The following is a 24,735-nucleotide window of genomic DNA, read 5'->3' on the forward strand; positions in this document are numbered from 1 at the left end:
AAGGCATACATTCCGCTTATCCAACCTGAGGTACCTATGTCTCCGCGTTTGCTGGCCATGGCGCTGGCGCCCCTGCTCGGGCTGTTCATCATTGCCCTGGGCAACGGCTTCATGTCTTCTCTGACCACCCTGCGGCTGGGCGATGCCGGCGAGTCCGCCACCACCATCGGTATTGTGTCGTCCACCTACTTCATCGGCCTGACCCTGGGCGCCATCTTCAACGACCGGCTGATCCTGCGCATTGGCCACATCCGCGCCTATACCAGCTTCGCCTCGCTGATCGGCGCGACCATCCTGCTGCAGGGCCTGTTCTACGACGTCACCTGGTGGTCAGTGCTGCGCCTGATTAACGGCTGGGCGGCCGTGGGCGTGTTTCTGGTGATTGAAAGCTGGCTGCTGCTGGCCGGTGACGCCAAGATACGCGGCCGCCTGCTGGCCTTGTACATGATCGCGTTCTACGGGGCAGGCGTGCTGGCCCAGGCGGGGCTTGGCGAAATCACCCGCCTGGGTGACAGCGCACCGTTCATGCTGGCAGGGGTGCTGACTGCCCTGTCGGTGCTGCCTATTGTGATCCTGCCTCGGGTATCGCCGCTGCTGGAGCAGGTGGAACCGCTCAAACCGCGGCAGCTGCTGGGTGTCGTGCCCTCCGGGTTGGTCGGCTGCTTTGGCTCTGGCGTGGCCATTGCCGGCATTTACACCCTGCTGCCGCTGTACCTGCAACGCATCGGCCTGGCGGTGGGCGAGGTCGGCAACATGATGGCCTGGGTGATCCTGGGTGCAATGTTGCTGCAGTACCCCGTCGGGCGCTGGTCCGACCGCAAGGATCGCCAGGATGTACTGATTGCCCTGGCAGGGCTGTGCGTGGTGCTGGCGCTGGTCACGGTTTTTCTGCCGTCGGACTCGTTCCTGCTGCCGGCCATGTTGTTCCTGTTGGGTGGCGGGGTGTTCACCCTGTACCCGGTGGCGGTCAGCCACGCCGCCGACCGCGCGCCGTCTGATGCGCTGGTACCGATGATCCAGGGCCTGCTGCTGATCAACTCGCTGGGCTCGGCCATGGCACCGGTGGCGATATCGCCGATGATGACCGAGTTTGGCGAAGCCGGGCTGTTCTGGGCATTCGCCGTGGTCAACCTGTTCATGGTGGCGTTTTTCCTGTGGCGCCGTGGCAAACGGCCAGCCGCCGAGCACCCTGCCCCGTTCACGGCCTCGACCACCTTCTCGCCTACCGGCGCAGAGCTGCGCGTCACCGAAGACCTCATGCACGCCGCCCAGGAGCACCCACCGCTGGAGCCCGCCGAGGCTGCCCCCAGCGACGCCCGCTGATGCACTCGGGGCCGCAAGCCGGCCCCGCCTTCCACGACCATCCGTCGCCCAAGTGGCACCTCCTGTGCGCAGCCCTGCCCAAGCAAGGACAGATCATCCGCACAGGAGCTTTGCCATGATCCGCATCCGTAGCCTCTCGCTGTCCGTCGCCTTCGCCCTGGCCACCCTGGCCGGTACCAGCTACGCCGCGACCGAAAGCACCAACACCGACATGCACCCGAAAACCGATCAATCCGGTGGTAAAACCGCCGGTGAGGGCAGCAGCGTCAACACCCCGGGCAGCAGCCGCGACAACGACAGCAGCAACGCCGGCGTGCATGACGGCGCCAGTGGTGGTTCAAACAGCACCGGTGAGGCCACGGGGTCTGGTGCAGGCGCCAGCGGCGGTACCGCTGAAGACCAAGACAGTAACTAACCTTGTGCAGGCCGTGATCGTGACTGGTATTTCTACAACTGATCACGGCCATAGCATTTATCCATTGAATCAGCCGCGCCACCTGAAGTAAGCTCGGGCTCATTCATTGGAGCGCAACATGCCATCATCTACCTGCAATCACGCCAACCCCATGGGCCGCACCCTGCGCCCTGTGCTGGCTGTTGCCGGCTGTGTCGCACCTGCCAGCTATTACTTTGGGTATTGGTTTAGCCACTAGGCGCCGATACTCCCACGGCGCCCACCTTCGAGGGGCCGCCGAACATGAGAACACTCAACCCCCGGTCGGCTTCCCGACCGGGGGTTTTGCTTTTCAGGCCCTTTTAAATCAGCGATTCACACAGGACAACCCCATGAACTACGTCACCTATTACCGCGCTTGCACCTACGCCTGGCGATTTAGCCATAACCGTTCGGGCCAGCCTGCCGCCTCCGACCGGTCCTGCACAGGTGGCCTCGCTACAGCCAACAACCTATCAACGATCTGTCGAACACCTCGATAGGGCCGACGGCGCGCGCGCCGTCCGCCCAAAGGAACCTACACCATGCAAGCCACCAGCCTCGCCCTGACCCAGCCACACGCCGCCAATACCACCGTCAGCAAGCGCCTGCCTAGCCCGCACCTGCTCAAACAGCAAATGCCGCTGGCCAACACCCTTGCCCAGCAAGTCCAGGCCCACCGCCAAGCCATCGGCGATATCCTCCAGGGCCATGATCAGCGCCTGCTGGTGATCGTCGGGCCCTGCTCCCTGCATGACCCTCGCGCAGCGCTCGAATACGCCGACCGGTTGGCCACCCTCAGCCGCCAGGTGGGCGACCAACTGCTGCTGGTAATGCGTGCGTACGTGGAAAAACCCCGTACCACAGTGGGCTGGAAAGGCCTAGCCTACGACCCGCACCTCGATGGCAGCGATGACATGCACGCCGGTATCGCGCTGTCTCGCGGGTTGATGCTGAGCATGATCGAACGCGGGCTACCGGTGGCCACCGAGTTGCTGCAACCCATGGCCGCCGGCTATTTCGAGGATGTGCTGGCGTGGGCGGCCATTGGTGCGCGCACTACCGAATCGCAGGTACACCGGGAAATGGTCAGCGGGTTGGAACTGCCTGTGGGCTTCAAGAACGGCACCGATGGCGGCGTTGCTATCGCAACCGATGCCATGCGCAGCGCTGCGCACCCTCACCGCCACTTCGGCATGGACGCTCAAGGCTACCCCGCGATCATCGAGACGTTGGGCAATGCGCATACCCACCTGGTGCTGCGCGGCGGCCATCAAGGCCCCAACTACGATGCCCACAGTATCGCCCTGGCCCGTCAGGGGCTGGCGAAGGCCGGGCTGGCGGCACGCATCATGGTCGACTGCAGCCATGCCAACAGCGGCAAGGACCCGTCACGCCAGCCGGCCGTGTTCAACGATGTGCTGCAGCAACGCCTGGCAGGCGACCATTCGCTGATCGGCATGATGATCGAGGGGCACCTGTTCGACGGCTGCCAGGCACTGGGCAAGGGTGCGCTGAAATACGGCGTGTCGGTCACCGACGCCTGCCTTGGCTGGGCGTGCACCGAAACCCTGTTGCAACAGGCCGCACAGCAACTTCGTGAAACAACGGGCAAGGCTTGCGAGACACAGCCCGGACAAGTGCGCTAGGCTTGCGTTTTTTACCCCGAGGAGCAGTACCCATGGCCCGTGCAACCGCCCGCCACATCCTGGTCAGCAGCGAAGAAAAGTGCAACGAACTCAAGGCCCAGATCGAAGGCGGTGCCGACTTCGCCGAAATCGCCAAAGCCAACTCCACCTGCCCATCCAGCCGTCAGGGCGGTGACCTGGGTTCGTTCGGCCCGGGGCAGATGGTCAAGGAATTCGACACCGTCGTGTTCAGCGCTCCGGTCAATACCGTGCAGGGTCCGGTCAAGACCCAGTTCGGCTACCACCTGCTGGAAGTGACCAGCCGCCAGGACTGATCGCCAGGCGCTGATCATGTGCCCGGTGAAAGCGGGTTTGCCCAAGGCCAGGCCTGTGTCTGCAACCTCGTTGCGTATACAGGCTTGTTCTGGGGCAAACCCGCTTTTGCTTTTTCTGGGGGTCCTGCTGCTGTTGTGCGCAAGCCTTGCAGTGCAGGCCGCACCCAGCCATGCCCTTACCGTTTATGGCGAACCACCGCGCTACGGCGAAAGCTTCCAGCATTTTGACTACGTGAACCCGGAAGCCCCCAAAGGCGGCAGCTTGCGGCGTTCTGCCATCGAGATCGGGCAATTCGACCATATCCTGCCGTACATCGACAAAGGCACCGGCGTGAGCGAAGTCGATGGCTGGCTGTATGCGCCACTCGCCGTCCGCGCCTTCGATGAACCCTATACCGTTTATGGCCTGATCGCCCGGCGCATGGAACGCGGCCCCGCTGACGCCTGGCTGCGCTTCGAGATCGACCCTCGCGCCACCTTCGCTGACGGTAAACCCGTACGCGCCGAAGACGTACGCTTCACCTTCAATCTGCTCATGAGCAAGGGCAGCCTCAAGTACCGCACACAGTTCGCCGCGGTCACTGGCGTTACGGTCGAAGGGCCGCGCTTGGTGCGTTTTGATTTGCAGCCCGATCATGGCCGTACCCTGCCCCTGGACCTGGCCAGCCTGCCGGTACTGCCAGCCCATGACTGGCAGGCCCGCGACTTCGCCAGTGGCGCCGGCTTCGAAAAGCCCGTGGGCAGTGGGCCCTACCGTGTCGGTCGCATCGACAACGGGCGCAGTATCACCTTCGAACGGGACCCCGCCTGGTGGGCCCGCGACCTGCCGGTCAACCGGGGGCGCTACAACTTCGACCAGTTGCGCATCGAGTATTTCGGTGACACCGAAGTGGCCCGCCAGGTGCTCAAGGGTGGCGGTTACGACTACAACCGGGAGTTCTCCGCCACTGCCTACACCCTGGGCTACAACGGCGCCCAACTGGAGGACGGCCGCCTGCAGCGCGCCCATTTGGGCCCCGCCAAACCTCAGGTCGCCCAGGGGTTCGTGTTCAACCTTGACCAACCGCAGTTCCGTGACCGCCGGGTACGTCAGGCACTGGGCATGGTGTGGGACTTCGAATGGAGCAACCGGCAGATGATGCGCAACCTGTACATCCGCCAGCAGAGCTTCTTCTCCAATACCCCCTTGGCCGCCACGCAACTGCCCGACGCCGATGAGCTGAAACTGCTGGCTCCCCTGCGGGGGCAGGTACCTGACGAGGTGTTTGCCACGGTCTTCACCGCCCCAGTGACCGACGCCAGTGGCATCGTCCGCAGCCAGCAGTTGCAAGCCTTGAAGCTGCTCGGGCAGGCAGGCTGGACACCGCAGGGCGACCACTTGGTGAATGCGCAGGGCGTGCCCCTGGCATTCACCTTTCTCAATGGCCAGGCAGGCCTGGAGCGCCTGCTGCTGCCGTGGAAGCGCAACCTGGCGCAAATCGGCATCACCCTGAACATCCGCAACGTGGATGCGGCCCAGTACGTCAACCGGCTGATGGCCCGTGACTACGACATGATCGTGACCGGTTACCCGGTCAGCCTGTCACCCGGCGCTGAGCTCTACAGCTATTTCGGCTCTGCTGCCGCCCACGACCCGGGCTCGAATAACCTCATGGCGTTGCAGGACCCTGCCGTGGACCACCTGATCGATGGCCTGGTGCGTGCCGCTACTGAGGCCGACATGGTGCGGCACGCCCACGCGCTTGACCGTGTGTTGCAATGGAACCACTACTGGATCCCCAACTACTACCCGCCAGGCAGTTCAACCGCCTGGTGGAACCGTTTTGGCCTGCCCAAGGTTCAGGCAACCTATGACGAGGGGCTGGACACCTGGTGGGAGGTCAGCCCCACACCCCTTACCAATGCGCAGATGGCCGAGCGGCTGAGGGCGACACCGTGACCACCTACATCCTGCGCCGGCTATTGCTGATCGTGCCGACGCTGCTGGCCATCCTGCTGGTCAACTTCGCCATCGTCCAGGCGGCGCCGGGTGGGCCAGTGGAGCAGGCTGTGGCTCGCCTGCAGGGGCTGGGCGGTGGTGTACCCGGTGGCCGTGCCGAGGTGGTGAGCGGCGGCTCCCGGGCCACCCGTGGCCTGGACCCGAAGCTGATCGAAGAAATTAAACACCAGTACGGCTTCGACAAACCGGCACCTGAGCGTTTATGGCTGATGCTGAGCCAGTATGCGCGGCTGGACTTTGGCAACAGCTTTTTCCGCGGCGCCAAGGTGACTGACCTGATCGTGCAGAAGTTGCCGGTGACCTTGTCCCTGGGTTTCTGGGCCACGTTGATTACCTACTTGGTATCAATCCCGTTGGGCATTCGCAAGGCAGTGCGTCACGGCAGCCGCTTTGATACCTGGAGCAGCGCCTTGATCGTGATCGGCTACGCCCTGCCTTCGTTCCTGTTCGCCCTGTTGTTGATCGTACTGTTCGCGGGGGGGACCTCGCTTGCCTGGTTCCCGGTGCGGGGCCTGGTGTCGGACAACTTCGACAACCTCAGCCTGCTGGGCAAAGTGGCCGACTATTTCTGGCACCTGGTGATGCCCGTTAGCGCTCTGGTGATCGGCGGTTTCGCCACCCTGACACTGCTCACCCGCAACGCCTTTCTCGACGAGATTTCCCGGCAGTACGTCGTTACGGCGCGGGCCAAGGGGCTGAGTGAGCGCCGCGTGCTGTATGGCCATGTGTTGCGCAACGCCATGCTGCTGGTGGTGGCCGGGCTGCCGCAGGCGTTGATCACCGTGTTCTTCGCGGGCTCGTTGCTCATCGAGGTGATCTTCTCCCTCGACGGGCTGGGCCGCATGAGCTACGAAGCCGCGGTTTCACGTGATTACCCGGTGGTGTTCGGCACCTTGTTCATCTTCACCTTGGCGGGGCTGTTGATCCGCCTGTTGGGCGACCTGGCCTACACCCTGCTGGACCCCCGCATCGATTTTGACGCGAGGGCGCACTGATGCTGTCGCCGCTGCTACGCCGCCGCCTTCAGCGCTTTCGCCGCCACCGCCTGGGTTGGGTTTCGTTGTGGCTGTTCACCGCCCTGCTGCTGACCAGCCTGCTAGCAGAGCTGGTGGCTAACGACAAGCCACTGCTGTTGGGTTACAAGGGCGAGCTGTACGTGCCGGCACTCAAGCGCTATACCGAGCAGCAGTTTGGGGGCCAGTTGCCGTTTCAGCCCGACTACCGCAGTGCCTACGTGCGCCAGCTGATCGACCGGCAAGGGGGCTGGATGCTGTTCGCCCCCATTCCCTTCAGCGCCGACACACCCAACTACGGCCTGCAAGTGCCCACGCCCAGCCCGCCGAGCGCCAGCAACTGGTTGGGCACCGACGACCAGGGCCGCGACGTACTGGCCCGGGTACTGTACGGCACCCGTGTGTCGCTGCTGTTCGCCTTTGCGCTGACGGCAGCCAGTGTGCTGGTGGGGCTGGCAGCTGGTGCCTTGCAGGGCTATTACGGCGGCTGGGTAGACCTGTTGGGCCAGCGATTGCTGGAGGTGTGGTCAGGGCTGCCGGTGTTGTACCTGCTGATAATCCTAAGTGGCTTCGTCGAGCCTGACTTCTGGTGGTTGCTGGGCATCATGGCGCTGTTCTCGTGGTTGACACTGGTAGACGTGGTGCGCGCCGAGTTCCTGCGCGGGCGCAACCTGGAGTACGTCAAGGCCGCACGGGCGTTGGGGCTGCCGGACAGCCAGGTGATGTTGCGCCACATCCTGCCCAACGCACTGAATGCCACCCTTACCTATGTTCCCTTCATGCTCACCGGGGCGATCACCACCCTCACCGCCCTGGATTTTCTGGGCTTCGGCATGCCGGCAGGCAGCGCGTCTCTGGGGGAACTGGTGACGCAAGGCAAGCAGCACCTCGAGGCCCCTTGGCTAGGCTTTACTGCATTCTTCGCGCTGGCAGTGATCCTGTCGCTGCTGGTGTTCATCGGTGACGGCTTGCGCCAGGCGCTTGACCCCAGAAGTTAGCTGCGCCTGGCCGTCGTCTTTTTTACGCAGCGCCCAAGGGGCTGCCAAGGAGTCTGCTATGCCACTCACAGGCAAAACCGCATTGGTCACCGGCTCTACCAGTGGTATCGGGCTGGGTATTGCGCACGTGCTGGCTCGGGCCGGGGCCAATATCGTGCTCAACGGCTTTGGCGAGCCCACAGCGGCCATCGCCAGCATTGCCCGGCACGGCGTCGATGTCGTCCATCACCCGGCCGACCTGGCTGACGTGGCGCAGATCGAAGCGCTGATGGCCTTTGCCGAACGGCAACTGGGCCCGGTGGACATCCTGGTGAACAATGCCGGCATCCAGCATGTGGCCCCGGTTGAGCAGTTTCCGGTGGAAAGCTGGGACAAGATCATCGCCCTCAACCTGTCGGCGGTTTTCCACGGCACGCGCCTGGTGCTGCCAGGCATGCGCGAGCGCAACTGGGGGCGCATCGTCAATATCGCGTCGGTGCATGGCATGGTGGGCTCGACCGGCAAGGCCGCCTACGTGGCGGCCAAGCATGGCGTGGTTGGCCTGACCAAAGTGGTAGGCCTGGAGACGGCCACCAGCAACGTAACCTGCAACGCCATCTGTCCAGGCTTCGTGTTGACACCCCTGGTGCAGCAGCAGATCGACGCCCGTGCCGCTGCCGGCGTCGACACCCAGCAGGCACAACGCGAACTGCTGGCAGAAAAACAACCGTCACAGGCCTTCGTTACCCCGCAACACCTGGGTGAGCTGGTGCTGTTTCTGTGCAGCGAAGCCGGCAGCCAGGTGCGTGGCGCTGCCTGGAACATGGACGGGGGCTGGTTGGCCCAATGACTGGCGGCGGTTCAGTCGGGCATAATGAATCTTTTTTGCTGCTACACGCACAGGTACATCATGAAAGCCCAAGCTCGCCATATCCTGGTCAAGACCGCTGACGAAGCCGAGAAGCTCAAGCAGCGCATCGCCAACGGTGAAGCGTTCGATGTGCTCGCCAAAAAGTGCTCGATCTGCCCTTCCGGCAAACGCGGGGGCGACCTTGGCGAGGTTCGCCCCGGGCAAATGGTCGGGGCCATTGACCAGGTCATTTTCAAGAAGCCGCTGCGGGTGGTGCACGGGCCCATCAAGAGCAAGTTCGGCTACCACCTGGTGCAGACCTTCTACCGCGACTAACGCAATAGCATTTGGCCACCTAGCATTTTTGCCAGTTGTGCCGCTGATGACGGCTTGTATACAAACCTCCTGACCCTGCGCGGTAGTCAAGGCACGCGGGCAATCTCTGGAGGCTTTGCCGATGCGCCTGCACCTGATCCTCACCCTTGGCTCACTCCCTTTGCTGGGTGCTGCGCTTCCCGCCGCCCACGCCGCATGTGCCTTCACCCCTGGCCCCGGCAACGACAGTTTCGTCTGCGACAGCGGCACGGCCGACGCGCTGGTGGACACCGAGGGTGACAACAGCCTGGTGCTGCCCGCAGGTGGTACCGGCGCCATCACCGGTGACGTCAGCTTCGGCCCAGGGCGCGATCGCATCGACATGGCATCCGGCAGCATCGGCGGCAACGTCAACCAAGGTGCGGGCATCGATGACTTCGTCATGAGCGGCGGCGTTATCGAAGGCAACCTGAACCAGGGTGACGGCCTGGACACCTTCTACATGAACGGTGGCTGGATCAAGGGCACCTTCGACAGTGGCGACTATGCCGAGATGGATGCTGGGCGCATCGGCAACGTGAACATGCGCCTGGACAAGAACACCTTCATCATGCGCGGCGGCAGCGTCGACCGGAACGTCATCACCGCATTCGATACGGACTACATCGAAATCTTCGAGGGCACCATTGGCGGCAATATCAGTGTCAGCGGGGGTGACGACCAGGTGCTTATCCATGGTGGCGAAGTGGGCGGTGACGTGCTGTTGAGCACCGGCAACGACCGCTTCGTCTGGGATGGCGGCCGCATCGGCGGCAAAGTGGATGCAGGCCCTGGGGATGACACCGCCTTGCTATCCGGGCTGGGGCCGGATGCACTGGTTATCACGCTGGACGGCGGCGAAGGTAACGACAGCCTCACGTTCAATGGCAGCCAGGCCGTGGGCGGGGCCAGTTACGTGAACTGGGAACGCGTGGCCTTGACCAACAGCAGTTCACTCGGCCTGGATGACACGCTGGTACTGGGCGACACCACCAGCAACACCGGCAGCCTCAACCTGGACAGCAGCAGCACCCTCAGCTCCCGGCAGGGAGTGATCACAGCGTTTGGCCCAGGGCAGCGCGCGACGGTGAGCAACGCCGGCACGCTCAACCTTACCGAGGGCAGCGATGCTCTGGGCCGCCTTACCATTCAGGGCAACTACACCGGCGAAAATGGTGTACTGCGCATTAACAGTGTGCTGGCCGGCGATAATGCCGCCTCTGACCGCTTGGTGGTAAGCGGTGGTGCCATTGATGGCTCGACCCGATTGCTGGTGAACAACCTCGGCGGTGCTGGTGCGGCCACCGCGCAAAATGGCATTCAGGTGGTGGAGGCCCGCGAAGGTACTACCAGTACCTCCACTGCCTTCGTGCAAACCCAGACGCTTTCGGCGGGTGCATACGACTATCGGTTGTTCAGAGGTGGGGTAACTGCCGGCAGCGAAAACAGCTGGTACTTGCGCTCCACGCTGGTAGCACCGCCTGTTATCGCTCCGCCCTCCCCACCCACCGAGGTGCCTGAGCAACCCGGCACACCGCCGGTCGTCACTCCCCCGGTGGCGGCGCCCGTTACGCCTCCCGTCGCGGCACCGGCACCCGGCCAGCCTGACTTGCCCACCCCGGTTCAAGGTACTGAAAGCCTGCCACTCTACCGCCCTGAAGTCCCGGTTTATGCCGCTGCTCCCAGAGGCGCAGCCATCATCGCCCGCCAGGCGCTGGGCACCTTCCACCAACGTCAGGGCGACCAGCAACTGGTGGGCGGCGAAGGGGCACTGCCTGCCGCCTGGGGGCAGGCGTATGGCGGCACCCTGCGCCAGCAATGGAGCGGCACGGTCAACCCAAGCCTGGATGGCGACCTGTACGGCTTCAAGGTAGGGCAAGACCTTTACGCCACTGTCAGTGAGCGTGGCTACCGCCAGCAAGTGGGCGTGTACGTGAGCCACGCGCGGTTGACTGCAGACGTGAAAGGCTTCGCCCTGGCCCAGCAAGACCGCCGTGTCGGTGACCTGAGGCTTGACGGCGACAGCGTGGGTGCCTACTGGACGCTGGTAGGGCCGCAAGGCGGTTACGTAGACGCTGTAGTCCAGTACACCCGGCTCGATGGCCGGGCCCGTTCTGATCGCGGTGACGCACTGGATATCGACGGCCACGCCTGGACAGGCTCGGTTGAGAGCGGCTACCCAATCGCCCTCTCCGACCGCTGGACCCTAGAGCCACAGGCACAGCTGATCGCGCAGAAGGTACAGCTCGACACGGCCAGCGATAGCGTGGCGCGGGTCAGCCATGATGCCCAAGTCGAGTTGACCGGGCGGGTTGGCCTGCGCCTCGAAGGTGCGTTCAAGGGCAGCAGCGGGCGCTTGCTGCAACCCTATGCCCAGGTGAACCTGTGGCATGGCGACGGGGGGCGCGACACTCTGGTTTTCGACGATACCGACAAGATCAAGACCGATTACCGCTACACCTCGGTGCAGGTTGAAGGCGGCGTGGTGGCGCAAATCAACCAGGCCTTGAGCCTGCACGGCGGCGTGCAGTACACCAGCAACCTGGACAGCCGCCAGCAACAAGCCAGCGGCGTGAACCTAGGTGTGCGCTGGCAATTCTAGCGGCGGGCGGCCAGCAGCCCGATACCGGCGCACCCCAGCAGTGACGCACTCACCCGGTTGAACAGCCGGCGTGGGCGCGGCTGGGCGAACCAGCGCTGCAGGTAGGTGCCCAAGCCCGCGTACAGTGCGATGGCCACCCACTCCAGAAGCAGAAACAACACCCCCAGCCACAGGAACTGTTCGCTCACCGGGGTGGTGCTGCCCACCGACACGAATTGCGGCAGGAAGGCGGTGAAGATCAGGATGGCCTTGGGGTTGCCAGCTGCCACCAGAAACTCCTGCCGTGCAAGCTGCCAGGTCCCCCGCGGCAGCTCAGCCGCTTCTGCCACCTGCCCGACCGGCGCGCGCCACAATTGCCAGGCGATGTAGAACAGGTAAGCGGCCCCAGCCACCTTGATCACCCAGAACAGGTACGCACTGGTATGCAGTACCACGGCCAGGCCCATGGCAGCCAGCGCGATCATGGCGCTGAACGCCAGCAAGCGGCCACCCCCGGCTACACAGGCGGTGCGCAACCCATAGCGGCTGGCATTGTGCAGAGACAGCAGGTTGTTCGGCCCCGGCGCCATGTTCAGCGCAAAGCAGGCAGGGATGAAAAGCAGGAGGCTTGCAAGATCCATTGTAGTTGTCCTCTGGGTTTCGCCGGTATTGCGCCGCACTCCCCGCTTTCAGGTCAAGGTACAGCCAGCAACGACAACTGTACTGATACGCCCCAACTGCTACTCTGCTGCGCAAAAGGAGGACTTAGCCATGCCCCGTGCACACACTGCCATCTGGCGCGACCCGGCGTTGCCGCAGGTAGAAAGCCGCCGCGCCTGCCATAGCCGCGCCTGCTACAAGCCCCACAGCCACCCTACTTTCTCCATCGGGGCTGTCGACGTTGGCCACAGCCGTTTCGAAGGGGCAGGCAAAGGCCAGGAGCGCCTTGGGCCCGGCACGCTGGTGATGGTACCGGCGCACAGGGTGCATGCCTGCAACCCTGACCCAGGGCAGGCGTGGAGCTATCAGATGCTGCATGTGGACGCCGGGTGGCTGGACGCCTTGCGCGAGGAGGCGGGGCTTGCAGGGTACGGCAGCGCAGAGCCTGCACGTATCTGCCGTGAGCCGGGGGTGTACCGCCAGTTCACCGCGCTCAATACGCTGCTGTTTTCCCAGGCCACACCTGCCGAAAAACAGGCGGCCTTGGTTGCCTTTCTGTGTGATATCGATGTGCGTGCGTATGCCCCGCTCACCCCCGCCCCGTCCCTCGCGGCGCCAACCCTTCACCGCTTGCTGGCAACGATCGAGGCACAAGGGCCGTCGCACCTGAGCCTGGACGCCCTGGCCCAGGAGGCAGACCTGGGGCGTTACCAACTGATTCGCGCGTTCCGCGCGGCAACCGGCTTCACGCCCCATGCCTATTTGCTGAACGCCCGGGTTAACCGTGGTCGCCAACTGCTGGGAGAGGGCCACCCGCTCGCACAGGTGGCCTACCAGCTGGGTTTCGCTGACCAGAGCCATTTCCAGCGGGTGTTCAAGGCCCATGTGGGCGTTACTCCAGGCCAGTATCGCCAGGGCTGAGCAGCGCAACGCTGCAATATTGTTCAATACGCGCAGTGCAGCGAGGGGCAGACTGCGGCTTTCAACGTCGAGTCCACTGCCCCATGCAAGCGTTCGTGATCATTGCCCTGGCCCATTTTTTGGCCTTGTTGTCCCCCGGCCCGGACTTTTTCCTGGTAGCACGTACCTCCATCAACAGCGGCTGGCGCGTGGCCACAGGTGCGTGCCTGGGCATCGCACTGGCCAATGGTGCGTTCATAGTGCTGGCATTCACCGGTGTGTCCGTGTTGCGCGAGGGCACCCTGCTGTTCGATACCCTGCAACTGGTCGGTGCCGTGTACCTGATGTACATCGGCGTGCTGTTCCTGCGGCACGCGGGCGGCACGCCTCTGGGCGCTGTGGCGGGCCGCAATGCCGGCCACGGCTGGTGGCGCAGCCTGCTGATGGGTGGGTTGTCCGGTATTCTCAACCCTAAAAACGCACTGTTCTATGCCAGCCTGGCCAGCCTGGTAGCGGGCAGCAGTGTGGGTTGGAAGGCCGCTTACGCGCTGTGGATGTTCAGCGTGGTGCTGCTGTGGGACCTGTTGGTAGCGGTGGCAATAGGCAACCCACGGTTGCTGCGGCGTTTCGGGCGCAGCCTGCCATGGTTGGAACGCGCCTCTGGCATCATGTTGATGGCGGTGGCCACAGGGCTGCTGGTGCATGTGGCGCGGGGCTGACCAGCTCGAAGGTGTGCATGTCCAGGAGGCTGAAATGACCGTTGGCCCAGCCCCCGGTATCCAAGTGCCAGACATTGCCCAGCTGCTTCACCTGCGGTACTGGCGTATGGCCGACCAGCAGACCCCGCAAACCGTTCACAGGCCGTGTGTCACCTGCCTTCAGCCGCCGCCGCGACCATTGGCACACCTCCCGCACGTCGGGGTCGTCATCCAGCTCCAGCCACGTGCGCAAGACACCCCAGTCGTCGAATGGGCAGTCCGCATGCAGGAGCCCAACGGGGCCTGCAGCCGTCTCGACCTCCAGGGCGATAGGCAATTGCTCGAACTGCTCGACGAACCGCAGTTGTTCGTTGCGGGGCAACCCTATGAACCATGCCCCGCCTGCGGCGTGGTACATGGCCAGGTCCAGCCTCCCTCCACGCACAAAGGTGATCGCCAGCGCCTCATGGTTGCCCTGCACCGCGTGAAACCACGGTTGTGCCAGCCATTGCAGCACCGCCGGACTGTGCGGGCCGCGGTCGACCAGGTCGCCCACACTGAACAGGCGGTCCTGCTGCGGGTTGAACCCCACTGCGTCCAGGCTCAGTTGCAGGCGGTCGAAGTGGCCATGGATATCACCCACTGCCAGGTCCCGGCCAAGGGGGTTGGTAGCCATGCGTTCGAAACGCCCCATCATCCGGCCCTCTGAGCATGCAATAAATGGGTAACGTGGTTCACGTGCGCTCTCCTCTGCTCAGCATGGCACAACGTGCGTGCCGGTAGTATGCTCGGCCTTTCAACCTGCACCAAGGAAGGGCTGTCGATGCTGCTGTGCGCCGTTCAACTTGCGTCGCTCAAAGGTGATGTGCCGGGCAACGTCCAGCGCCATGTGGCCTGTATCGAACAGGCGGCGCACGTGGGCGCCCAACTCGTCGTGTTCCCTGAACTGTCGCTCACAGGTTACCAGCCGACCCTGGCGCGGCAGGCTGCCCTGCCGCTGTCCTCGACCCGCCTTGACCCGCTGCAGGCCGCCTGCGACAGGCTGGGCGTCACGGTGGCAGTGGGTTTGCCGCTGCCCACGCCAAATGGCATCCGCATCGGCATGCCCATCTTCAGCCCTTGCGCACCGCGCCAGGCATATGCCAAACGCCGCCTGCACGATGATGAACTGCCCTATTTCTGCCCTGGCGACGAGGGCCTGTTGCTGCACATAGCCGGGCACAGTGTTGCCCCTGCGATCTGCTTTGAGTCGATGTTCATGGCCCACGCCGCAGCCGCTCACAACCAAGGCGCCGACCTGTATCTGGTCAGTGTCGCCAAAACCGCCAAGGGTATACGCGAGAGCTACACCCACTACCCTCAAGTGGCTCGGGAGCTGGGGATGACCGTACTGATGGCCAATTGCGTTGGCCCTGCCGACACCTTCATCGGCGCAGGTGGCTCTGCAGCGTGGGGCAGCGACGGGCGCCTGCTGGCGCACCTTGATGAGCAGCGTGAAGGGCTGCTTCTACTGGACACTGACGCCGCCAGCGCGTCGGTATTTGCCCTGGACACGTTTGCATGATCTACGGGTTTCTGGCCCTGTTGAGCTATGCCCTGACTTACTACGTGGTCGGGCTGCTGTTGAGCGGCCAGCTGGCGGACATTGCCGAAGGGCTGCGTCACCGCCCCGATGCCCCGCCCCCCGGCGAATACCTGCGTGCGGTGCACGTGCGCATGCGCCAGGCTCAAAAGCACTACACCCTCATTGCTGGCACGCCGCTAGCGGTACTGGCCTGCCTGGTGGTGTATTGGCTGGTTTGACACTCACAGGTCAAGTGCCAGGCTCTGGCGGCCCTCCAGCGCTAGCAGAAACTGCTTGGCCGGCAGGCCGCCGGCAAACCCGGTGAGGTGCCCCGACGCCCCAATTACCCGATGGCAGGGGGCGATAATCGAAATCGGGTTGCGGCCATTGGCAGCTCCTACTGCACGCACCGCGCTGGGGCTGCCGATCTGCCGCGCAATCTCGCTGTAACTGCGGGTTTCACCGAAAGGGATGGTGAGCAGCGCGCTCCACACCCGGCGCTGGAAATCGGTGCCGGCGAAGTCCAGTGGCAGTTCGAATCGCTGGCGTTGGCCGCTGAAATATTCGCCCAGCTGACACGCTGTATCAATCAGAACAGGACAGTCATCCTGCTGGACCAAGGACCCCAGGCGCACACGGTTTTCGCGTTCTTCTTCCCACAGCACAGCGGCCAGCCGCTGATTGCGGGACACCAGCATCAACTTGCCGACGGGCGAATGCATGTGTGTAAAAACGCTGGTCATTCCTGGGCTCCTGAAGGGGGTACAAGGCCAATGTACGCCAGTGTCGGCCAGTTAACGCGCACATTCTTGCGGCCCCTATCCGAATGGCTGCTATTACCAACCGACTAACCCCAATTGAACTGAATTACTTTGATTACCACCCTGTCAACAATTATGAACGTAGCCAATATGACGAGGTGAATCATGACCATTGAAGCCAAGACACTGGCGGAGCTCGCCCAAGCGCTCAAGGCTCAGGGAGCGCGCCTGATCTCGGACCTGACGTTCATCCGAGCACCCTATCGCTGCGGTAAACGCTGGGTGTGCAATGTAGTCCGGCGCAAGGCCCGCAAGCCTGCACTGTTGCAATGACGCTCGGAACCCGCCAGCAGATTAGCGGCCCGGCACGCGGCGAAGGACCGCCTTCCCCTCCCCCTATCTAATTCCGCTACAGGTTGGTGTGATCTTATTGCCCTGAGGCCACGCTAAAACCGCATCAGTCCAGGCACTCTCTGGCCGCCTGCCGAAGTTTGTCTCCAGACAAGAAACTGCCTTTATAAAAGGTTGCCCGGCTACCGTCGCCCGACTCTATCACCTCAAGCACATCATCGGTGGCAACAGCGCTCGGCGCCGTCATGCGCACGCCATGGGGGATGGATTTCTGCGTAGCATTTGGCGTCAGGGCCTGCCATTTGGGCATGACACAGGCGGCATACTGTTGCGGGGATTTGCCGGTCAATTTGCTGGCCGTAGGTTTACCAGGCGTTGCACACCCCGCCAAGGTTATGGCTAACGCCCCGAAGAGCGCGTTACGAAAGATAGGCATATACAGGAGGCCCCTTGAAGTTTGCCGCATTCTACCCAGTGGTACCGAAGGTGGCTAATCAAACCAAAGCAGGGGTATACGCCGACAACTGACAGTTTTACCAGTAGCACGGTACTCACAGGGCTGCGACAGTGGCATTGACCACCCGCACTGATCCACACCCGACTGGGAGTTCGCACCATGCCTAAACAGGACAGCAGCACATTGTTTTTTTATCAAAACGGAAAACTCGTCACCCTCAGGGTGGGGGAGCAAGGTCATCAAATCTTCCGACACGCAGAGATGCCCCTGGCTGAAATCAGCGCCCACGGGGGTACGGCGGGTGGGATACTGGCAACGGATGACAAAGGGTCGGTGCTGAACGTACAGGCACCGGACAACTGAGCCATTCGCCCCTCCTTACCCATAGCCGGCAAAGCACAAAATAGTTGCACTCCAGGCGGTACACCAGCGATGCTCTGGGTACCGCTGAAGCCACTATCAATGGAGTGCCTTGCCCTATGGAAACGCTTCACAGCATCAAAGCGGACCTGGTCAGAACCGCAGACCATCTGGATGGGCTGCGGCAGGCCATGAATGGGCACGCCAGGTTCATGCAGGCCCGTGGCAGTGCGCAAGAGCACCTCGATGTAAACGCACATATTGCGTCGATTAGCCACGTAGTGGATGAACTTCGCACCCTTGCGGCCAAACTCGAGGCGGCCGATGCGTTGCCTAACAGCGCTTGAGAGGTAGGGCCGGCAAATAATGGGGCCGGACTTGCTATTGCCGTCAGTCCCTCCGCCCCTCTTGCGGCCCTAGTGCGAAATGACTCATGAACGTTAATTGCTCAATGGCCTGCATATAGGGGGCAAATCGCATATCGCCGGCGTTGAACGCATCCGCTACGCGCCGTGCACTCTCCAGGCTGTCCCATACTGCCAGATCAGCAGATACACGGTCATCACTGATTGGGCAATACGCCCCGTACTGGATCAGCCCAGGGAACGCTTTCAGTACTTCCCTCAGCCCCGCGCGCAACGCGGGCATCTGCGACTCGAACTCCGCTTTGACGGTGAAAATGGCGACTTCCAGTACAGCGTCCGGATAGTACATGGCTTGGGTCCTTCTCAGTTATGGAGAAGGCACAGTGTCCGCCATGCCTACTGACAGCGTACTGTCAGTGAGTGTTTTGGCTTTCCACTGTTTTGCCTGGAAATGCATGTAAGCCTTGAGTCCGATGCCAGCGGGAAGCGCTGCTGGCTGATAGGCCAGCGAAACCGATTCGATGCAGTCCACCCGAAAATCACGATAAGCCGCTTTGCTGCAGCACCAACTGCCAACTGTCCATTTTCCGCCCCAATAAAACAGCCCCAGCGGGTAGATGTTTCGCTGCGAGACGAGGCCGTGCAAGCTCGTGTACACGATCTGCACCGGGCGCTGCTGTTCCGAGGCTGTGCGCAAATCGGCCAAGTGTGCGCGTGTTTTCAATGCCATACCGCCCAGTGCCCGCACCTTGGCATCTGCGGAGTCCATCTTGTGCTGGGTCAACGTTGCCCCCACCTTACTCAGGAGCATGTTCGCTGCTTGCGCCATGGCTGGGTCAGCCGTGCAGGCGAGCATTTCCATCCCCAGCATCAAGGTATCCACTTCCAGGCGATTCAGGGTCAACGGGGGCATCTCAAAATCGGCATCCAACGCGTAGCCAATACCTGGCGTGCCATAGATCGGGATGCCCGAAACGGATACATCGTCTACGTATCGGTAAACGGAACGCACTGAAACACCCATGCGCTCTGCAAGGCGCTCTGCGGAAATAGGCTGATGCACCCTGATCAGGTTCACAAGCTGAAACAGACGGTCAGCTTTACGCACCCTGGTGGCTCGCAGTCATAGGGCTGCCTCCAGCCAACGCGCCATCCTCAGCGAAACCTGAGCTTCACGACTTTGCTCAAGGCCCAGCCGCCGAAGACATAGAACGCGTCCAGGTAAAAGCGCCCTGCATAGTTGGGCAGTGGCTGCTGATTCATAAGCTGCTCTGGCCCGGGCGCTGGCGGCAGGAGCGCATAAATGCCATTGGGGGCCACGGCCAACGCAATCAGCAGCGCGTACGTGATGACCTGTATGAACTTGGCACGCCCCGCCGCTTTACCGGACCACTTGAGCCCATAAAACGCGACTAGGCCGGCAACGGGCAACACCCAGAAGTGCGTCGGTATCCCGATGAACATTTCGGCTACAACGCTTCGTGCCTGCACAACAACCACCTCCGTTAAAAGGGCCGATTATTGCGGGCGCGCAGGGCAAATGCAAAACCTGATCAGTTAGCCATCGCAGGGTGTGCAGCTGCGTTGTCGCGCAGCGCGCTGATTTCGCGAGTAAGCCACGCCCCCGGTGGGAGCGGGTTTACCCGCGAAGGTAACAGCGCGGTGTATGACACCGGCGCCGCCGGTGTTCGCGGCTGAAGCCACTCCCACAGGCCTCTGCTAAATCAACACATTACGTGCAGTTCTATGCCACTGCGGATTAAAGGTCCTTCTTGACCTCTTTATCAATATGCTTGCCCGCCTTGTGGCGTTCTTTGTTCAGGTGGCTGTCGCCTTTATCTATTTCCTTGCCATCATGTTTAACGCCTTTGCTGATTTCCTTACCGGCGTGATCGGCGCCCTTATCCACTTCACGGACATCGTGGCGAACACCTTTCGCTACATCCCCTTCTGCTTGCGCGGCGGACATCGTCATGACGGCGGCGAAAGCAATGGCAACAGCGGCAACCGTTTTCTTGAGCATTTCAGCGCTTCCTTCAAAAGAGTGTGGAGGTTCCCACACCCCAAACATAGATGATGGCTTGCGGATAAACCACGATGTGAAAATAGTTTAACGCGCGGTTCGGCGCTGGGTTTGCATCCAGTGTGGATGCAATGCCAGTACCCCGCCCCACTCCAGCATAGTAGCGTTGGCCATTCGACGAACTGTCTCGGTCCGTTGCATCTGCCCACGGACCGGGCCTCTCACGAACTAGGAAGTCAAATGGAACATGTTCAAACCGTCAATCAAGAGGCACTAGACCACGCCCTGATAGCGTTTTCTCGCTACAAAATCGGTGAAATAAAGTTATTCGATTTGGAGTGCGCCATGAGTTTTGAGGCGGGCGAAGCCCTGTCGCGTAGCGGACTGGTGCGGTTCTCGATAAGCAAAATGCCGTCAGGACGCTACCGCATCAGTGACGAAGGTGAGAATGCGATCACCGAGGCGGGCCGCGCCCGCCTTCAAGTTATCAGAGGCTAACCACGTGCCCACGGCCAAATGAGGCGCAAGCAAAAAGGGCGGGCCAGTTCCGCCCCTTTTTCAAGCGCCCTGATTCCAGTGCACGGCGATCGCCAGCACGGTAAACACCAACACCGCTTCGACGACCAGGTAAACCCCGTAAAAGTCTTCCGAAAACATGTGACTGAACCTGCTGGCAAGGGTCGATATTCTTTCACCCCGTGCTGGGCACGCGGTGCGAAGATCAGAGCAACTGCCGGGTGAAGAAGTTCACCCGTGCTCTGGGGAAACAGGGCAGAAACGCTTCAGCCATCACTCGGCGCCGGGTGGAATACCGTCTTTGTTCTTGTCCTTCAGGCGTGCCTTCTCTTCTTCGGTCGAGTGGGCAGGCACCTGGTTGTCCTGCTGGTCACGTTTTGGCTCGGTCATGTCGCTCTCCTTGGGTTGATGAGCATTGGGCACCCTGGCAGCCCGGCAGTTCGCCAAATCTTCGCGTTCATTACGGGGTAGGCCAGTTCAGCCTCTGATGGTCCACAGCTGATCGATACGTGTCGTGTAAGACTGGCTCATCATTTCTCTTTTCATACCCCAGGCAGGTACCCGCGGCACGCTGGCAACCCGCAGCGTTCCCCTGCCCCACCGCTGATTGATGTCATCCATCACCTGCATCGCCCGGTCACGGGTCGGCGGCTGTCGCGCCGCGAACAGGTCACCTGAAAAGTCGCCAGGGGCTCGCAGGTCCATCAGCAGTACTTCGGCCTTGCTGTAACGAAACCCGGGCCTGAACACCCGCTCGACCGCCTGGCTGGCCAGCCGCGTCATCAACAAGGTGTCACAGGTAGGGTACGGCAGTTCAACCAGCGCGCCCTGGGCGTGATGCGCTTCATTAGGGTTGAACATGCCGGTGCGGATGCTCACGCGCATGCGCTTGCACAGCGAGCCCTGTGCACGCAACTTTTGCGCAGCGCGCCCCACATAAGTGGCCACTGCCTGCTTGATCGACGGCAGGTCGCTCAAGCGTTCACCAAACATACGGCTGCTGCAGATCTCATGCTTGGCCATCTCCACATCCTCCAGCTCCAGGCACGGTGTGCCCCCCAGTTCACGGGCGGTCTTTTCCACCACCACACTGAACTTCTGCCGCAGGGTACGGGCGTCGGCCCTGGCAAGGTCCATTGCCGTGCAGATGCCCATGGCCTCCAGGTGGGCGGTCATCTTGCGGCCAATACCCCACACATCACTGGCCTTGGAGTTACGCAACACCCAGTCACGCTTGACCGGGTCGGTGATGTCGATCACACCGTCCGTTTGGCTCAACAGCCTCTTGGCCATGTGATTGGCCAGCTTGGCAAGCGTCTTGGTACCGGCGATGCCTACGCCTACGGGGATGCCGGTGCATTGCAACACGCGAGTACGCAGGCTGTTACCGAACTGGGTGAGGCCTTGCTGAATACCTGACAGGTCGGCAAAGCACTCGTCGATGCTGTAAACCTCCAACGCCGGCACCATGCCCTCGATCAGCGTCATCACACGCTCGCTCATGTCCCCATACAAGGCATAGTTGCTGCTGAACACGACAACGCCATGCCGGCGAAGCTTTTCCCGCGCCTGAAAATACGGCTCACCCATTTTCACGTAAGGCTTGGCGTCGTATGACCTGGCGATCACACAGCCGTCGTTGTTGCTCAGTACCACGATCGGCGTCCTGGCCAGGTCTGGCCTGAATACCCGTTCGCAACTCGCATAGAATGCGTTGCAATCGATCAGTGCGAATACAGGCTCACTGCGCATGGTCGCGAACGCTGTAGCGCACTACGCCCCAGACCACCATATCGTCCCCTTCCCCGACATGACGTGGCGGGTAGTTACGGTTCTCGGACTTGAGCATCACCACGCCGTCACGGCGATGAAGGCGCTTGCACACCGGCTCGCTGTTCAGGGCGGCAATGACGATATCGCCGTGCTCCGGTTCACGCCCACGGTCCACGATAACGATATCGCCCGAATAGATACCCGCCCCTTGCATGCTGTCCCCTTCCACCCTCACCAGATACACATGAGGGGCGCGGATATCGAACAGCTCATCGAGGGAAATGTGCCCCTCCATATGATCTGCCGCAGGGGATGGAAAACCGGCGGGAACATGGAATGAGTAGAGCGGGAATGGGCCAGTGCTACCGAGCGGCCAACCCAGAAAAGTGATGCTCATGGAAAGAGGTCCAATGCGAACTGTATGCATATACAGTAAATCTCGCATCGGCAGCCTGGTCAATCTGGATAAGCGGATTTCGGACGGACGAGGTTGCGCTGATGGCGTTAACCTGCGAGCGGCAGTTTGAGGTGCGCAACAAGCCCCTCACGGCGCCAGTTCCAGGTGACCTCACCACCCGCAGCCCTTGCCAGCCGCTCGATCATCGTCGTGCCGAAGCCGGCCTCGCCGCTTTCTGCCGACACCTCCGGGCCCCCTGCTTCGCGCCAGTCCACTTGCAGCACCTGCTCGTGTATCGACCACTGGAAATGTACCAAGCCCTCCATGGCCCCCAAGGCGCCATACTTGATGGAGTTAGTGGCGAGTTCGTGGATACACAGCGCAAGTGTGTTGCGCAAGCGCGCGGGCAACGGGTGCCCGGGCCCGCTGATTCGGCATTGGGCTACATAAGGGCTCAACACCGAGCCTGCCAAAAGCGCCAGGTCGACCGCGGCCCCGTCAGGGTTGTCGAGTATTACGCCGTAAGCCCGGGACAGCGCGCCCAGCTTGGCATTGACGATGCTGGCGACGCTTTCGGTGGCCGCCGTCGCCCTGGCCTCGCGGTCCGCCATGGATACCACAGCCTGCACCACCGACAGCAAGTTCTGGATGCGGTGAAGCATCTCGCGGGACAACAACTGTTCCCGCTCAAGGGCCAGGTCCAGTTCTTTGCGCAGCAAGGTCTGCTCAGTGACGTCCCTGGACACGCAGTGAACCGACACCACCTGCCCCTGCAGATCGGTTACAGGCGTAAGCAGGTTGTCCCAATGGAACACCCGCTGTGCAGAGGCGCTGTGGCCAGAAAACCTGGCTACCTGCCCGGCCAATGCCGCCTGCAAGGACGCTTGGGCGGATGGCTGCACGGGCACTGGCAACAAGGGAACCCACGGTAGGCCTTTAACCTGTTCAGCCAGTATTCCCAGTGCAGCGCAACCTGCCTTGTTCATTGCCAGCAAGGTGCCGTCAGGTGCCAGTATTTTCACGCAGTCGGGGGTTGCGTTGAGCATGGCAGTTTGCACGGCACGTTCGGCAGCGTTGTTACCGTCATCATCAAGTTGCAATTGATCCACCGCTGCGAGCCTGCCCTGTTTACCGGCAGGCTAGAGGAATGCCAAGGCGTTCACAATAGCGCGTTGAGCGCTGCACGGGACCACTCCGGCATGAGTGCGCTATGATTCGGCCATCATCGACGGCGCGTTTTCAAAAGGGGAATGCCATGAAACCATGGATGGGGTGCGCACTGGCAGTAGTGCTGAGCGGGTGTGGCACGGTCGCGACGGTATCCGACAAGTCCAAAGCGGTGGACAACCTGGCGAAGTGGGGATCGGAATGCCGGTCGATTCCCCAAGCCTATAGCGGCGTTGCTTACCAGTTCTGCAACCTGAACAGCCCCGAACGGTCGGGCCCTCACTGGTCGGCAGATACGGTTTTCGTGGACATGGGGTTATCGGCCTTGGCGGACACGCTCTTGCTTCCGTACACCGGTTACCAGCAGCTTCGCTGGGGGAGCACGCCGGTTAGACGGTTGGCGTACTAAGGCCTAGTTGTGGGCTTCGATAAGCTGGGATGAAGAATACGGGACTGTCCATTGCAACAACCGACAGACCGGGATATCGACTCCGCTTATGCAGCACAAATGCCGGCCTCTAGCATCGTCGCGATGATGAAGGGCCCCTTTCGCGCCAGGTACTCGGCCATCCCGCCTGTGTTGCTTAACTCCAGCTCTAGCTTCAGCGCCTGATAGTGCTGCCGAATGACAACGTTACGTTTGAGCAGGTCCCTGAAACCAAGCATGTGGGCGATCGAAACGTGACCCTGCTCACAGACGTGGAGTTTGTGCGTACGAACACCCTTCACGTTACGCCTGTAGAAATGGTGGCCCTGCGAGAGGTCACTGCCCCGCACGTATCCCAAACCCAACAATATTTCGTCCCGTGTAAGCACGTTGCGATGCTCGTCTACCTCGATGAGGACGTCGATTTCCGGTTTGGCGGCTAATCCCGGCACAGCTGTACTGCCAACGTGGTGGATAGCGATCAGTTCGTCGTAGAAAGCCGAAGCAATGAGTGGCTCGTCTTTCAGATATTGGGCTGGCCAGGAAAGGTTGTAGGGCATGATTTTGCTGGTCAGTGCCATGGAAAATCCTTGTTGGTGAAGTGTCGTCCGTGGGATTGGCCCATAGGATTCAAGCCTCCTATCAAGCTGATCCTCGTAGCCTAGGGGATGGTCGGTCAGGTTCGCAACGGTTTGGCTAGGATCCGCACGTGTAGGATTAGTATTTGTGTTCCAGTCAGCTAAAGGTGGGCTGTGGTTCGGCGAACCAAGTGTTACAATCTGCCGCTTAAAAGCAGCATCACTGGCGCTGCCTCCATGAACGC

31 protein-coding genes are annotated in these 24,735 nt (G+C 61.8%); 19 read left to right on the forward strand and 12 right to left on the reverse strand.

Going from position 1 to position 24,735, the window contains the following annotated elements:
* Window positions 1-36 precede the first annotated feature (36 nt).
* The 10 genes from IAE33_RS10610 to IAE33_RS10655 all read left to right on the forward strand — a co-directional run bounded on the left by IAE33_RS10610 (window position 37) and on the right by IAE33_RS10655 (window position 11,514).
* Window positions 37-1,323 (forward strand): MFS transporter, encoded by a 1,287-nt coding sequence (locus tag IAE33_RS10610; protein WP_201163470.1) that lies wholly within the window; start codon window positions 37-39, stop codon window positions 1,321-1,323.
* Window positions 1,324-1,438: 115 nt separating this feature from the next.
* On the forward strand, window positions 1,439-1,738 hold the full coding sequence (locus tag IAE33_RS10615; RefSeq protein WP_028634106.1) for a hypothetical protein: 300 nt from the start codon (window positions 1,439-1,441) through the stop codon (window positions 1,736-1,738).
* Between the two features lie 563 nt (window positions 1,739-2,301).
* Window positions 2,302-3,405 carry a 3-deoxy-7-phosphoheptulonate synthase gene (locus IAE33_RS10620; RefSeq protein WP_201163471.1) on the forward strand — a complete coding sequence of 368 codons (1,104 nt, stop codon included), beginning with the start codon at window positions 2,302-2,304 and terminating at the stop codon, window positions 3,403-3,405.
* A gap of 32 nt (window positions 3,406-3,437) precedes the next feature.
* The gene (locus tag IAE33_RS10625) at window positions 3,438-3,719 is read left to right on the forward strand and encodes a peptidylprolyl isomerase (protein WP_060481974.1); all 282 of its coding nucleotides are present in this window, start codon (window positions 3,438-3,440) and stop codon (window positions 3,717-3,719) included.
* A 10-nt stretch (window positions 3,720-3,729) separates the two neighbouring features.
* Entirely contained in the window at window positions 3,730-5,658 is a 1,929-nt protein-coding gene (locus IAE33_RS10630) for an extracellular solute-binding protein (RefSeq protein ID WP_236406377.1), read from the forward strand.
* Window positions 5,655-6,713 (forward strand): microcin C ABC transporter permease YejB, encoded by a 1,059-nt coding sequence (locus IAE33_RS10635; RefSeq protein ID WP_201163473.1) that lies wholly within the window; start codon window positions 5,655-5,657, stop codon window positions 6,711-6,713. The genes IAE33_RS10630 and IAE33_RS10635 overlap by 4 nt, the downstream gene beginning before the upstream one ends.
* Window positions 6,713-7,729 (forward strand): ABC transporter permease, encoded by a 1,017-nt coding sequence (locus tag IAE33_RS10640; protein WP_201163474.1) that lies wholly within the window; start codon window positions 6,713-6,715, stop codon window positions 7,727-7,729. Before IAE33_RS10635 ends, IAE33_RS10640 begins: the two co-directional genes overlap by 1 nt.
* Before the next feature lie 58 nt (window positions 7,730-7,787).
* A complete protein-coding gene (hbdH, locus tag IAE33_RS10645; RefSeq protein ID WP_028634111.1) occupies window positions 7,788-8,558 on the forward strand; it encodes a 3-hydroxybutyrate dehydrogenase in 771 nt (256 codons plus the stop codon).
* A 60-nt stretch (window positions 8,559-8,618) separates the two neighbouring features.
* On the forward strand, window positions 8,619-8,894 hold the full coding sequence (locus IAE33_RS10650) for a peptidylprolyl isomerase (protein WP_201163475.1): 276 nt from the start codon (window positions 8,619-8,621) through the stop codon (window positions 8,892-8,894).
* A gap of 121 nt (window positions 8,895-9,015) precedes the next feature.
* Window positions 9,016-11,514, forward strand: a complete 2,499-nt coding sequence (locus IAE33_RS10655; protein WP_201163476.1) for an autotransporter family protein — start codon at window positions 9,016-9,018, stop codon at window positions 11,512-11,514.
* On the opposite strand, the gene IAE33_RS10660 is transcribed toward IAE33_RS10655, so the two are convergent.
* A complete protein-coding gene (locus tag IAE33_RS10660; protein WP_201163477.1) occupies window positions 11,511-12,134 on the reverse strand; it encodes a LysE family translocator in 624 nt (207 codons plus the stop codon). The two genes, IAE33_RS10655 and IAE33_RS10660, sit on opposite strands and share 4 nt — an antisense overlap.
* A gap of 130 nt (window positions 12,135-12,264) precedes the next feature.
* Here IAE33_RS10660 and IAE33_RS10665 point away from each other — a divergent pair, with 130 nt between their 5' ends.
* Both IAE33_RS10665 and IAE33_RS10670 read left to right on the forward strand, forming a co-directional pair.
* Complete coding sequence (locus IAE33_RS10665) at window positions 12,265-13,074, forward strand: helix-turn-helix domain-containing protein (protein ID WP_201163478.1); 810 nt, start codon at window positions 12,265-12,267, stop codon at window positions 13,072-13,074.
* 83 nt (window positions 13,075-13,157) lie between these two features.
* Complete coding sequence (locus tag IAE33_RS10670) at window positions 13,158-13,772, forward strand: LysE family translocator (protein ID WP_201163479.1); 615 nt, start codon at window positions 13,158-13,160, stop codon at window positions 13,770-13,772.
* On the opposite strand, the gene IAE33_RS10675 is transcribed toward IAE33_RS10670, so the two are convergent.
* Entirely contained in the window at window positions 13,720-14,445 is a 726-nt protein-coding gene (locus tag IAE33_RS10675) for a metallophosphoesterase (RefSeq protein WP_201163525.1), read from the reverse strand. The genes IAE33_RS10670 and IAE33_RS10675 overlap by 53 nt on opposite strands.
* Before the next feature lie 129 nt (window positions 14,446-14,574).
* On the opposite strand from IAE33_RS10675, the gene IAE33_RS10680 reads away from it, so the two are divergent.
* Together IAE33_RS10680 and IAE33_RS10685 are read left to right on the forward strand one after the other, a co-directional pair.
* Window positions 14,575-15,315 (forward strand): carbon-nitrogen hydrolase family protein, encoded by a 741-nt coding sequence (locus IAE33_RS10680; protein ID WP_201163526.1) that lies wholly within the window; start codon window positions 14,575-14,577, stop codon window positions 15,313-15,315.
* Window positions 15,312-15,554, forward strand: coding sequence for a hypothetical protein (locus tag IAE33_RS10685; protein WP_201163480.1), 243 nt, complete (start codon window positions 15,312-15,314; stop codon window positions 15,552-15,554). Before IAE33_RS10680 ends, IAE33_RS10685 begins: the two co-directional genes overlap by 4 nt.
* A gap of 3 nt (window positions 15,555-15,557) precedes the next feature.
* Here the strand turns inward: IAE33_RS10685 and IAE33_RS10690 are convergent, their stop codons facing one another.
* Window positions 15,558-16,058, reverse strand: coding sequence for a methylated-DNA--[protein]-cysteine S-methyltransferase (locus IAE33_RS10690; protein WP_201163481.1), 501 nt, complete (start codon window positions 16,056-16,058; stop codon window positions 15,558-15,560).
* A gap of 183 nt (window positions 16,059-16,241) precedes the next feature.
* Here IAE33_RS10690 and IAE33_RS10695 point away from each other — a divergent pair, with 183 nt between their 5' ends.
* Window positions 16,242-16,409 (forward strand): hypothetical protein, encoded by a 168-nt coding sequence (locus IAE33_RS10695; protein ID WP_177331169.1) that lies wholly within the window; start codon window positions 16,242-16,244, stop codon window positions 16,407-16,409.
* 124 nt (window positions 16,410-16,533) lie between these two features.
* Here the strand turns inward: IAE33_RS10695 and IAE33_RS10700 are convergent, their stop codons facing one another.
* Complete coding sequence (locus IAE33_RS10700) at window positions 16,534-16,863, reverse strand: hypothetical protein (RefSeq protein WP_236406365.1); 330 nt, start codon at window positions 16,861-16,863, stop codon at window positions 16,534-16,536.
* A 180-nt stretch (window positions 16,864-17,043) separates the two neighbouring features.
* Between IAE33_RS10700 and IAE33_RS10705 the strand changes: the two genes are divergently transcribed.
* On the forward strand, window positions 17,044-17,247 hold the full coding sequence (locus IAE33_RS10705) for a hypothetical protein (protein ID WP_028634122.1): 204 nt from the start codon (window positions 17,044-17,046) through the stop codon (window positions 17,245-17,247).
* Between the two features lie 116 nt (window positions 17,248-17,363).
* The gene (locus IAE33_RS10710; protein ID WP_201163483.1) at window positions 17,364-17,591 is read left to right on the forward strand and encodes a hypothetical protein; all 228 of its coding nucleotides are present in this window, start codon (window positions 17,364-17,366) and stop codon (window positions 17,589-17,591) included.
* Window positions 17,592-17,634: 43 nt separating this feature from the next.
* On the opposite strand, the gene IAE33_RS10715 is transcribed toward IAE33_RS10710, so the two are convergent.
* The 4 genes from IAE33_RS10715 to IAE33_RS10730 form a co-directional block, all read right to left on the reverse strand.
* Window positions 17,635-17,958 carry a hypothetical protein gene (locus tag IAE33_RS10715; RefSeq protein ID WP_201163484.1) on the reverse strand — a complete coding sequence of 108 codons (324 nt, stop codon included), beginning with the start codon at window positions 17,956-17,958 and terminating at the stop codon, window positions 17,635-17,637.
* 18 nt (window positions 17,959-17,976) lie between these two features.
* On the reverse strand, window positions 17,977-18,717 hold the full coding sequence (locus tag IAE33_RS10720) for a helix-turn-helix transcriptional regulator (RefSeq protein WP_201163485.1): 741 nt from the start codon (window positions 18,715-18,717) through the stop codon (window positions 17,977-17,979).
* A 47-nt stretch (window positions 18,718-18,764) separates the two neighbouring features.
* Window positions 18,765-19,073: a hypothetical protein gene (locus tag IAE33_RS10725; RefSeq protein ID WP_201163527.1), complete on the reverse strand. Its 309-nt coding sequence runs from the start codon at window positions 19,071-19,073 to the stop codon at window positions 18,765-18,767.
* Between the two features lie 295 nt (window positions 19,074-19,368).
* A complete protein-coding gene (locus IAE33_RS10730) occupies window positions 19,369-19,632 on the reverse strand; it encodes a hypothetical protein (protein ID WP_201163486.1) in 264 nt (87 codons plus the stop codon).
* Between the two features lie 240 nt (window positions 19,633-19,872).
* Between IAE33_RS10730 and IAE33_RS10735 the strand changes: the two genes are divergently transcribed.
* Window positions 19,873-20,130, forward strand: coding sequence for a hypothetical protein (locus tag IAE33_RS10735; RefSeq protein WP_201163487.1), 258 nt, complete (start codon window positions 19,873-19,875; stop codon window positions 20,128-20,130).
* Between the two features lie 495 nt (window positions 20,131-20,625).
* Here the strand turns inward: IAE33_RS10735 and IAE33_RS10740 are convergent, their stop codons facing one another.
* From IAE33_RS10740 to IAE33_RS10750, 3 genes are all read right to left on the reverse strand, one after another.
* Complete coding sequence (locus IAE33_RS10740; RefSeq protein ID WP_201163488.1) at window positions 20,626-21,900, reverse strand: Y-family DNA polymerase; 1,275 nt, start codon at window positions 21,898-21,900, stop codon at window positions 20,626-20,628.
* Window positions 21,890-22,318, reverse strand: coding sequence for a LexA family protein (locus tag IAE33_RS10745; RefSeq protein WP_028634164.1), 429 nt, complete (start codon window positions 22,316-22,318; stop codon window positions 21,890-21,892). Before IAE33_RS10745 ends, IAE33_RS10740 begins: the two co-directional genes overlap by 11 nt.
* Window positions 22,319-22,425: 107 nt before the next feature.
* Window positions 22,426-23,427, reverse strand: coding sequence for a sensor histidine kinase (locus IAE33_RS10750; protein WP_201163489.1), 1,002 nt, complete (start codon window positions 23,425-23,427; stop codon window positions 22,426-22,428).
* A gap of 158 nt (window positions 23,428-23,585) precedes the next feature.
* Between IAE33_RS10750 and IAE33_RS10755 the strand changes: the two genes are divergently transcribed.
* Window positions 23,586-23,894, forward strand: coding sequence for a YceK/YidQ family lipoprotein (locus IAE33_RS10755; protein WP_236406384.1), 309 nt, complete (start codon window positions 23,586-23,588; stop codon window positions 23,892-23,894).
* A gap of 86 nt (window positions 23,895-23,980) precedes the next feature.
* Here IAE33_RS10755 and IAE33_RS10760 read toward each other — a convergent pair whose 3' ends face one another.
* Window positions 23,981-24,493: a GrpB family protein gene (locus tag IAE33_RS10760; RefSeq protein ID WP_201163490.1), complete on the reverse strand. Its 513-nt coding sequence runs from the start codon at window positions 24,491-24,493 to the stop codon at window positions 23,981-23,983.
* Window positions 24,494-24,735 lie beyond the last annotated feature (242 nt).

Origin of the sequence: Pseudomonas sp. S60 (assembly GCF_016647865.1) — a bacterium.
GTDB lineage: Bacteria > Pseudomonadota > Gammaproteobacteria > Pseudomonadales > Pseudomonadaceae > Aquipseudomonas > Aquipseudomonas parafulva.

What these genes read in the sequence shown, in the direction of transcription:
- IAE33_RS10740 (WP_201163488.1), bottom strand. Translation starts at nt 21,900, where the DNA reads ATGCGCAGTGAGCCTGTATTCGCACTGATCGATTGCAACGCATTCTAT.
- IAE33_RS10715 (WP_201163484.1), bottom strand. Translation starts at nt 17,958, where the DNA reads ATGTACTATCCGGACGCTGTACTGGAAGTCGCCATTTTCACCGTCAAA.
- IAE33_RS10665 (WP_201163478.1), top strand. Translation starts at nt 12,265, where the DNA reads ATGCCCCGTGCACACACTGCCATCTGGCGCGACCCGGCGTTGCCGCAG.
- IAE33_RS10640 (WP_201163474.1), top strand. Translation starts at nt 6,713, where the DNA reads ATGCTGTCGCCGCTGCTACGCCGCCGCCTTCAGCGCTTTCGCCGCCAC.
- IAE33_RS10730 (WP_201163486.1), bottom strand. Translation starts at nt 19,632, where the DNA reads ATGCTCAAGAAAACGGTTGCCGCTGTTGCCATTGCTTTCGCCGCCGTC.
- IAE33_RS10725 (WP_201163527.1), bottom strand. Translation starts at nt 19,073, where the DNA reads ATGTTCATCGGGATACCGACGCACTTCTGGGTGTTGCCCGTTGCCGGC.
- IAE33_RS10710 (WP_201163483.1), top strand. Translation starts at nt 17,364, where the DNA reads ATGGAAACGCTTCACAGCATCAAAGCGGACCTGGTCAGAACCGCAGAC.
- IAE33_RS10680 (WP_201163526.1), top strand. Translation starts at nt 14,575, where the DNA reads ATGCTGCTGTGCGCCGTTCAACTTGCGTCGCTCAAAGGTGATGTGCCG.
- IAE33_RS10655 (WP_201163476.1), top strand. Translation starts at nt 9,016, where the DNA reads ATGCGCCTGCACCTGATCCTCACCCTTGGCTCACTCCCTTTGCTGGGT.
- IAE33_RS10755 (WP_236406384.1), top strand. Translation starts at nt 23,586, where the DNA reads ATGGGGTGCGCACTGGCAGTAGTGCTGAGCGGGTGTGGCACGGTCGCG.
- hbdH (WP_028634111.1), top strand. Translation starts at nt 7,788, where the DNA reads ATGCCACTCACAGGCAAAACCGCATTGGTCACCGGCTCTACCAGTGGT.
- IAE33_RS10675 (WP_201163525.1), bottom strand. Translation starts at nt 14,445, where the DNA reads ATGGGGCGTTTCGAACGCATGGCTACCAACCCCCTTGGCCGGGACCTG.
- IAE33_RS10660 (WP_201163477.1), bottom strand. Translation starts at nt 12,134, where the DNA reads ATGGATCTTGCAAGCCTCCTGCTTTTCATCCCTGCCTGCTTTGCGCTG.
- IAE33_RS10735 (WP_201163487.1), top strand. Translation starts at nt 19,873, where the DNA reads ATGGAACATGTTCAAACCGTCAATCAAGAGGCACTAGACCACGCCCTG.
- IAE33_RS10760 (WP_201163490.1), bottom strand. Translation starts at nt 24,493, where the DNA reads ATGGCACTGACCAGCAAAATCATGCCCTACAACCTTTCCTGGCCAGCC.
- IAE33_RS10705 (WP_028634122.1), top strand. Translation starts at nt 17,044, where the DNA reads ATGCCTAAACAGGACAGCAGCACATTGTTTTTTTATCAAAACGGAAAA.
- IAE33_RS10670 (WP_201163479.1), top strand. Translation starts at nt 13,158, where the DNA reads ATGCAAGCGTTCGTGATCATTGCCCTGGCCCATTTTTTGGCCTTGTTG.
- IAE33_RS10695 (WP_177331169.1), top strand. Translation starts at nt 16,242, where the DNA reads ATGACCATTGAAGCCAAGACACTGGCGGAGCTCGCCCAAGCGCTCAAG.
- IAE33_RS10745 (WP_028634164.1), bottom strand. Translation starts at nt 22,318, where the DNA reads ATGAGCATCACTTTTCTGGGTTGGCCGCTCGGTAGCACTGGCCCATTC.
- IAE33_RS10685 (WP_201163480.1), top strand. Translation starts at nt 15,312, where the DNA reads ATGATCTACGGGTTTCTGGCCCTGTTGAGCTATGCCCTGACTTACTAC.
- IAE33_RS10610 (WP_201163470.1), top strand. Translation starts at nt 37, where the DNA reads ATGTCTCCGCGTTTGCTGGCCATGGCGCTGGCGCCCCTGCTCGGGCTG.
- IAE33_RS10650 (WP_201163475.1), top strand. Translation starts at nt 8,619, where the DNA reads ATGAAAGCCCAAGCTCGCCATATCCTGGTCAAGACCGCTGACGAAGCC.
- IAE33_RS10625 (WP_060481974.1), top strand. Translation starts at nt 3,438, where the DNA reads ATGGCCCGTGCAACCGCCCGCCACATCCTGGTCAGCAGCGAAGAAAAG.
- IAE33_RS10615 (WP_028634106.1), top strand. Translation starts at nt 1,439, where the DNA reads ATGATCCGCATCCGTAGCCTCTCGCTGTCCGTCGCCTTCGCCCTGGCC.
- IAE33_RS10690 (WP_201163481.1), bottom strand. Translation starts at nt 16,058, where the DNA reads ATGACCAGCGTTTTTACACACATGCATTCGCCCGTCGGCAAGTTGATG.
- IAE33_RS10620 (WP_201163471.1), top strand. Translation starts at nt 2,302, where the DNA reads ATGCAAGCCACCAGCCTCGCCCTGACCCAGCCACACGCCGCCAATACC.
- IAE33_RS10700 (WP_236406365.1), bottom strand. Translation starts at nt 16,863, where the DNA reads ATGCCTATCTTTCGTAACGCGCTCTTCGGGGCGTTAGCCATAACCTTG.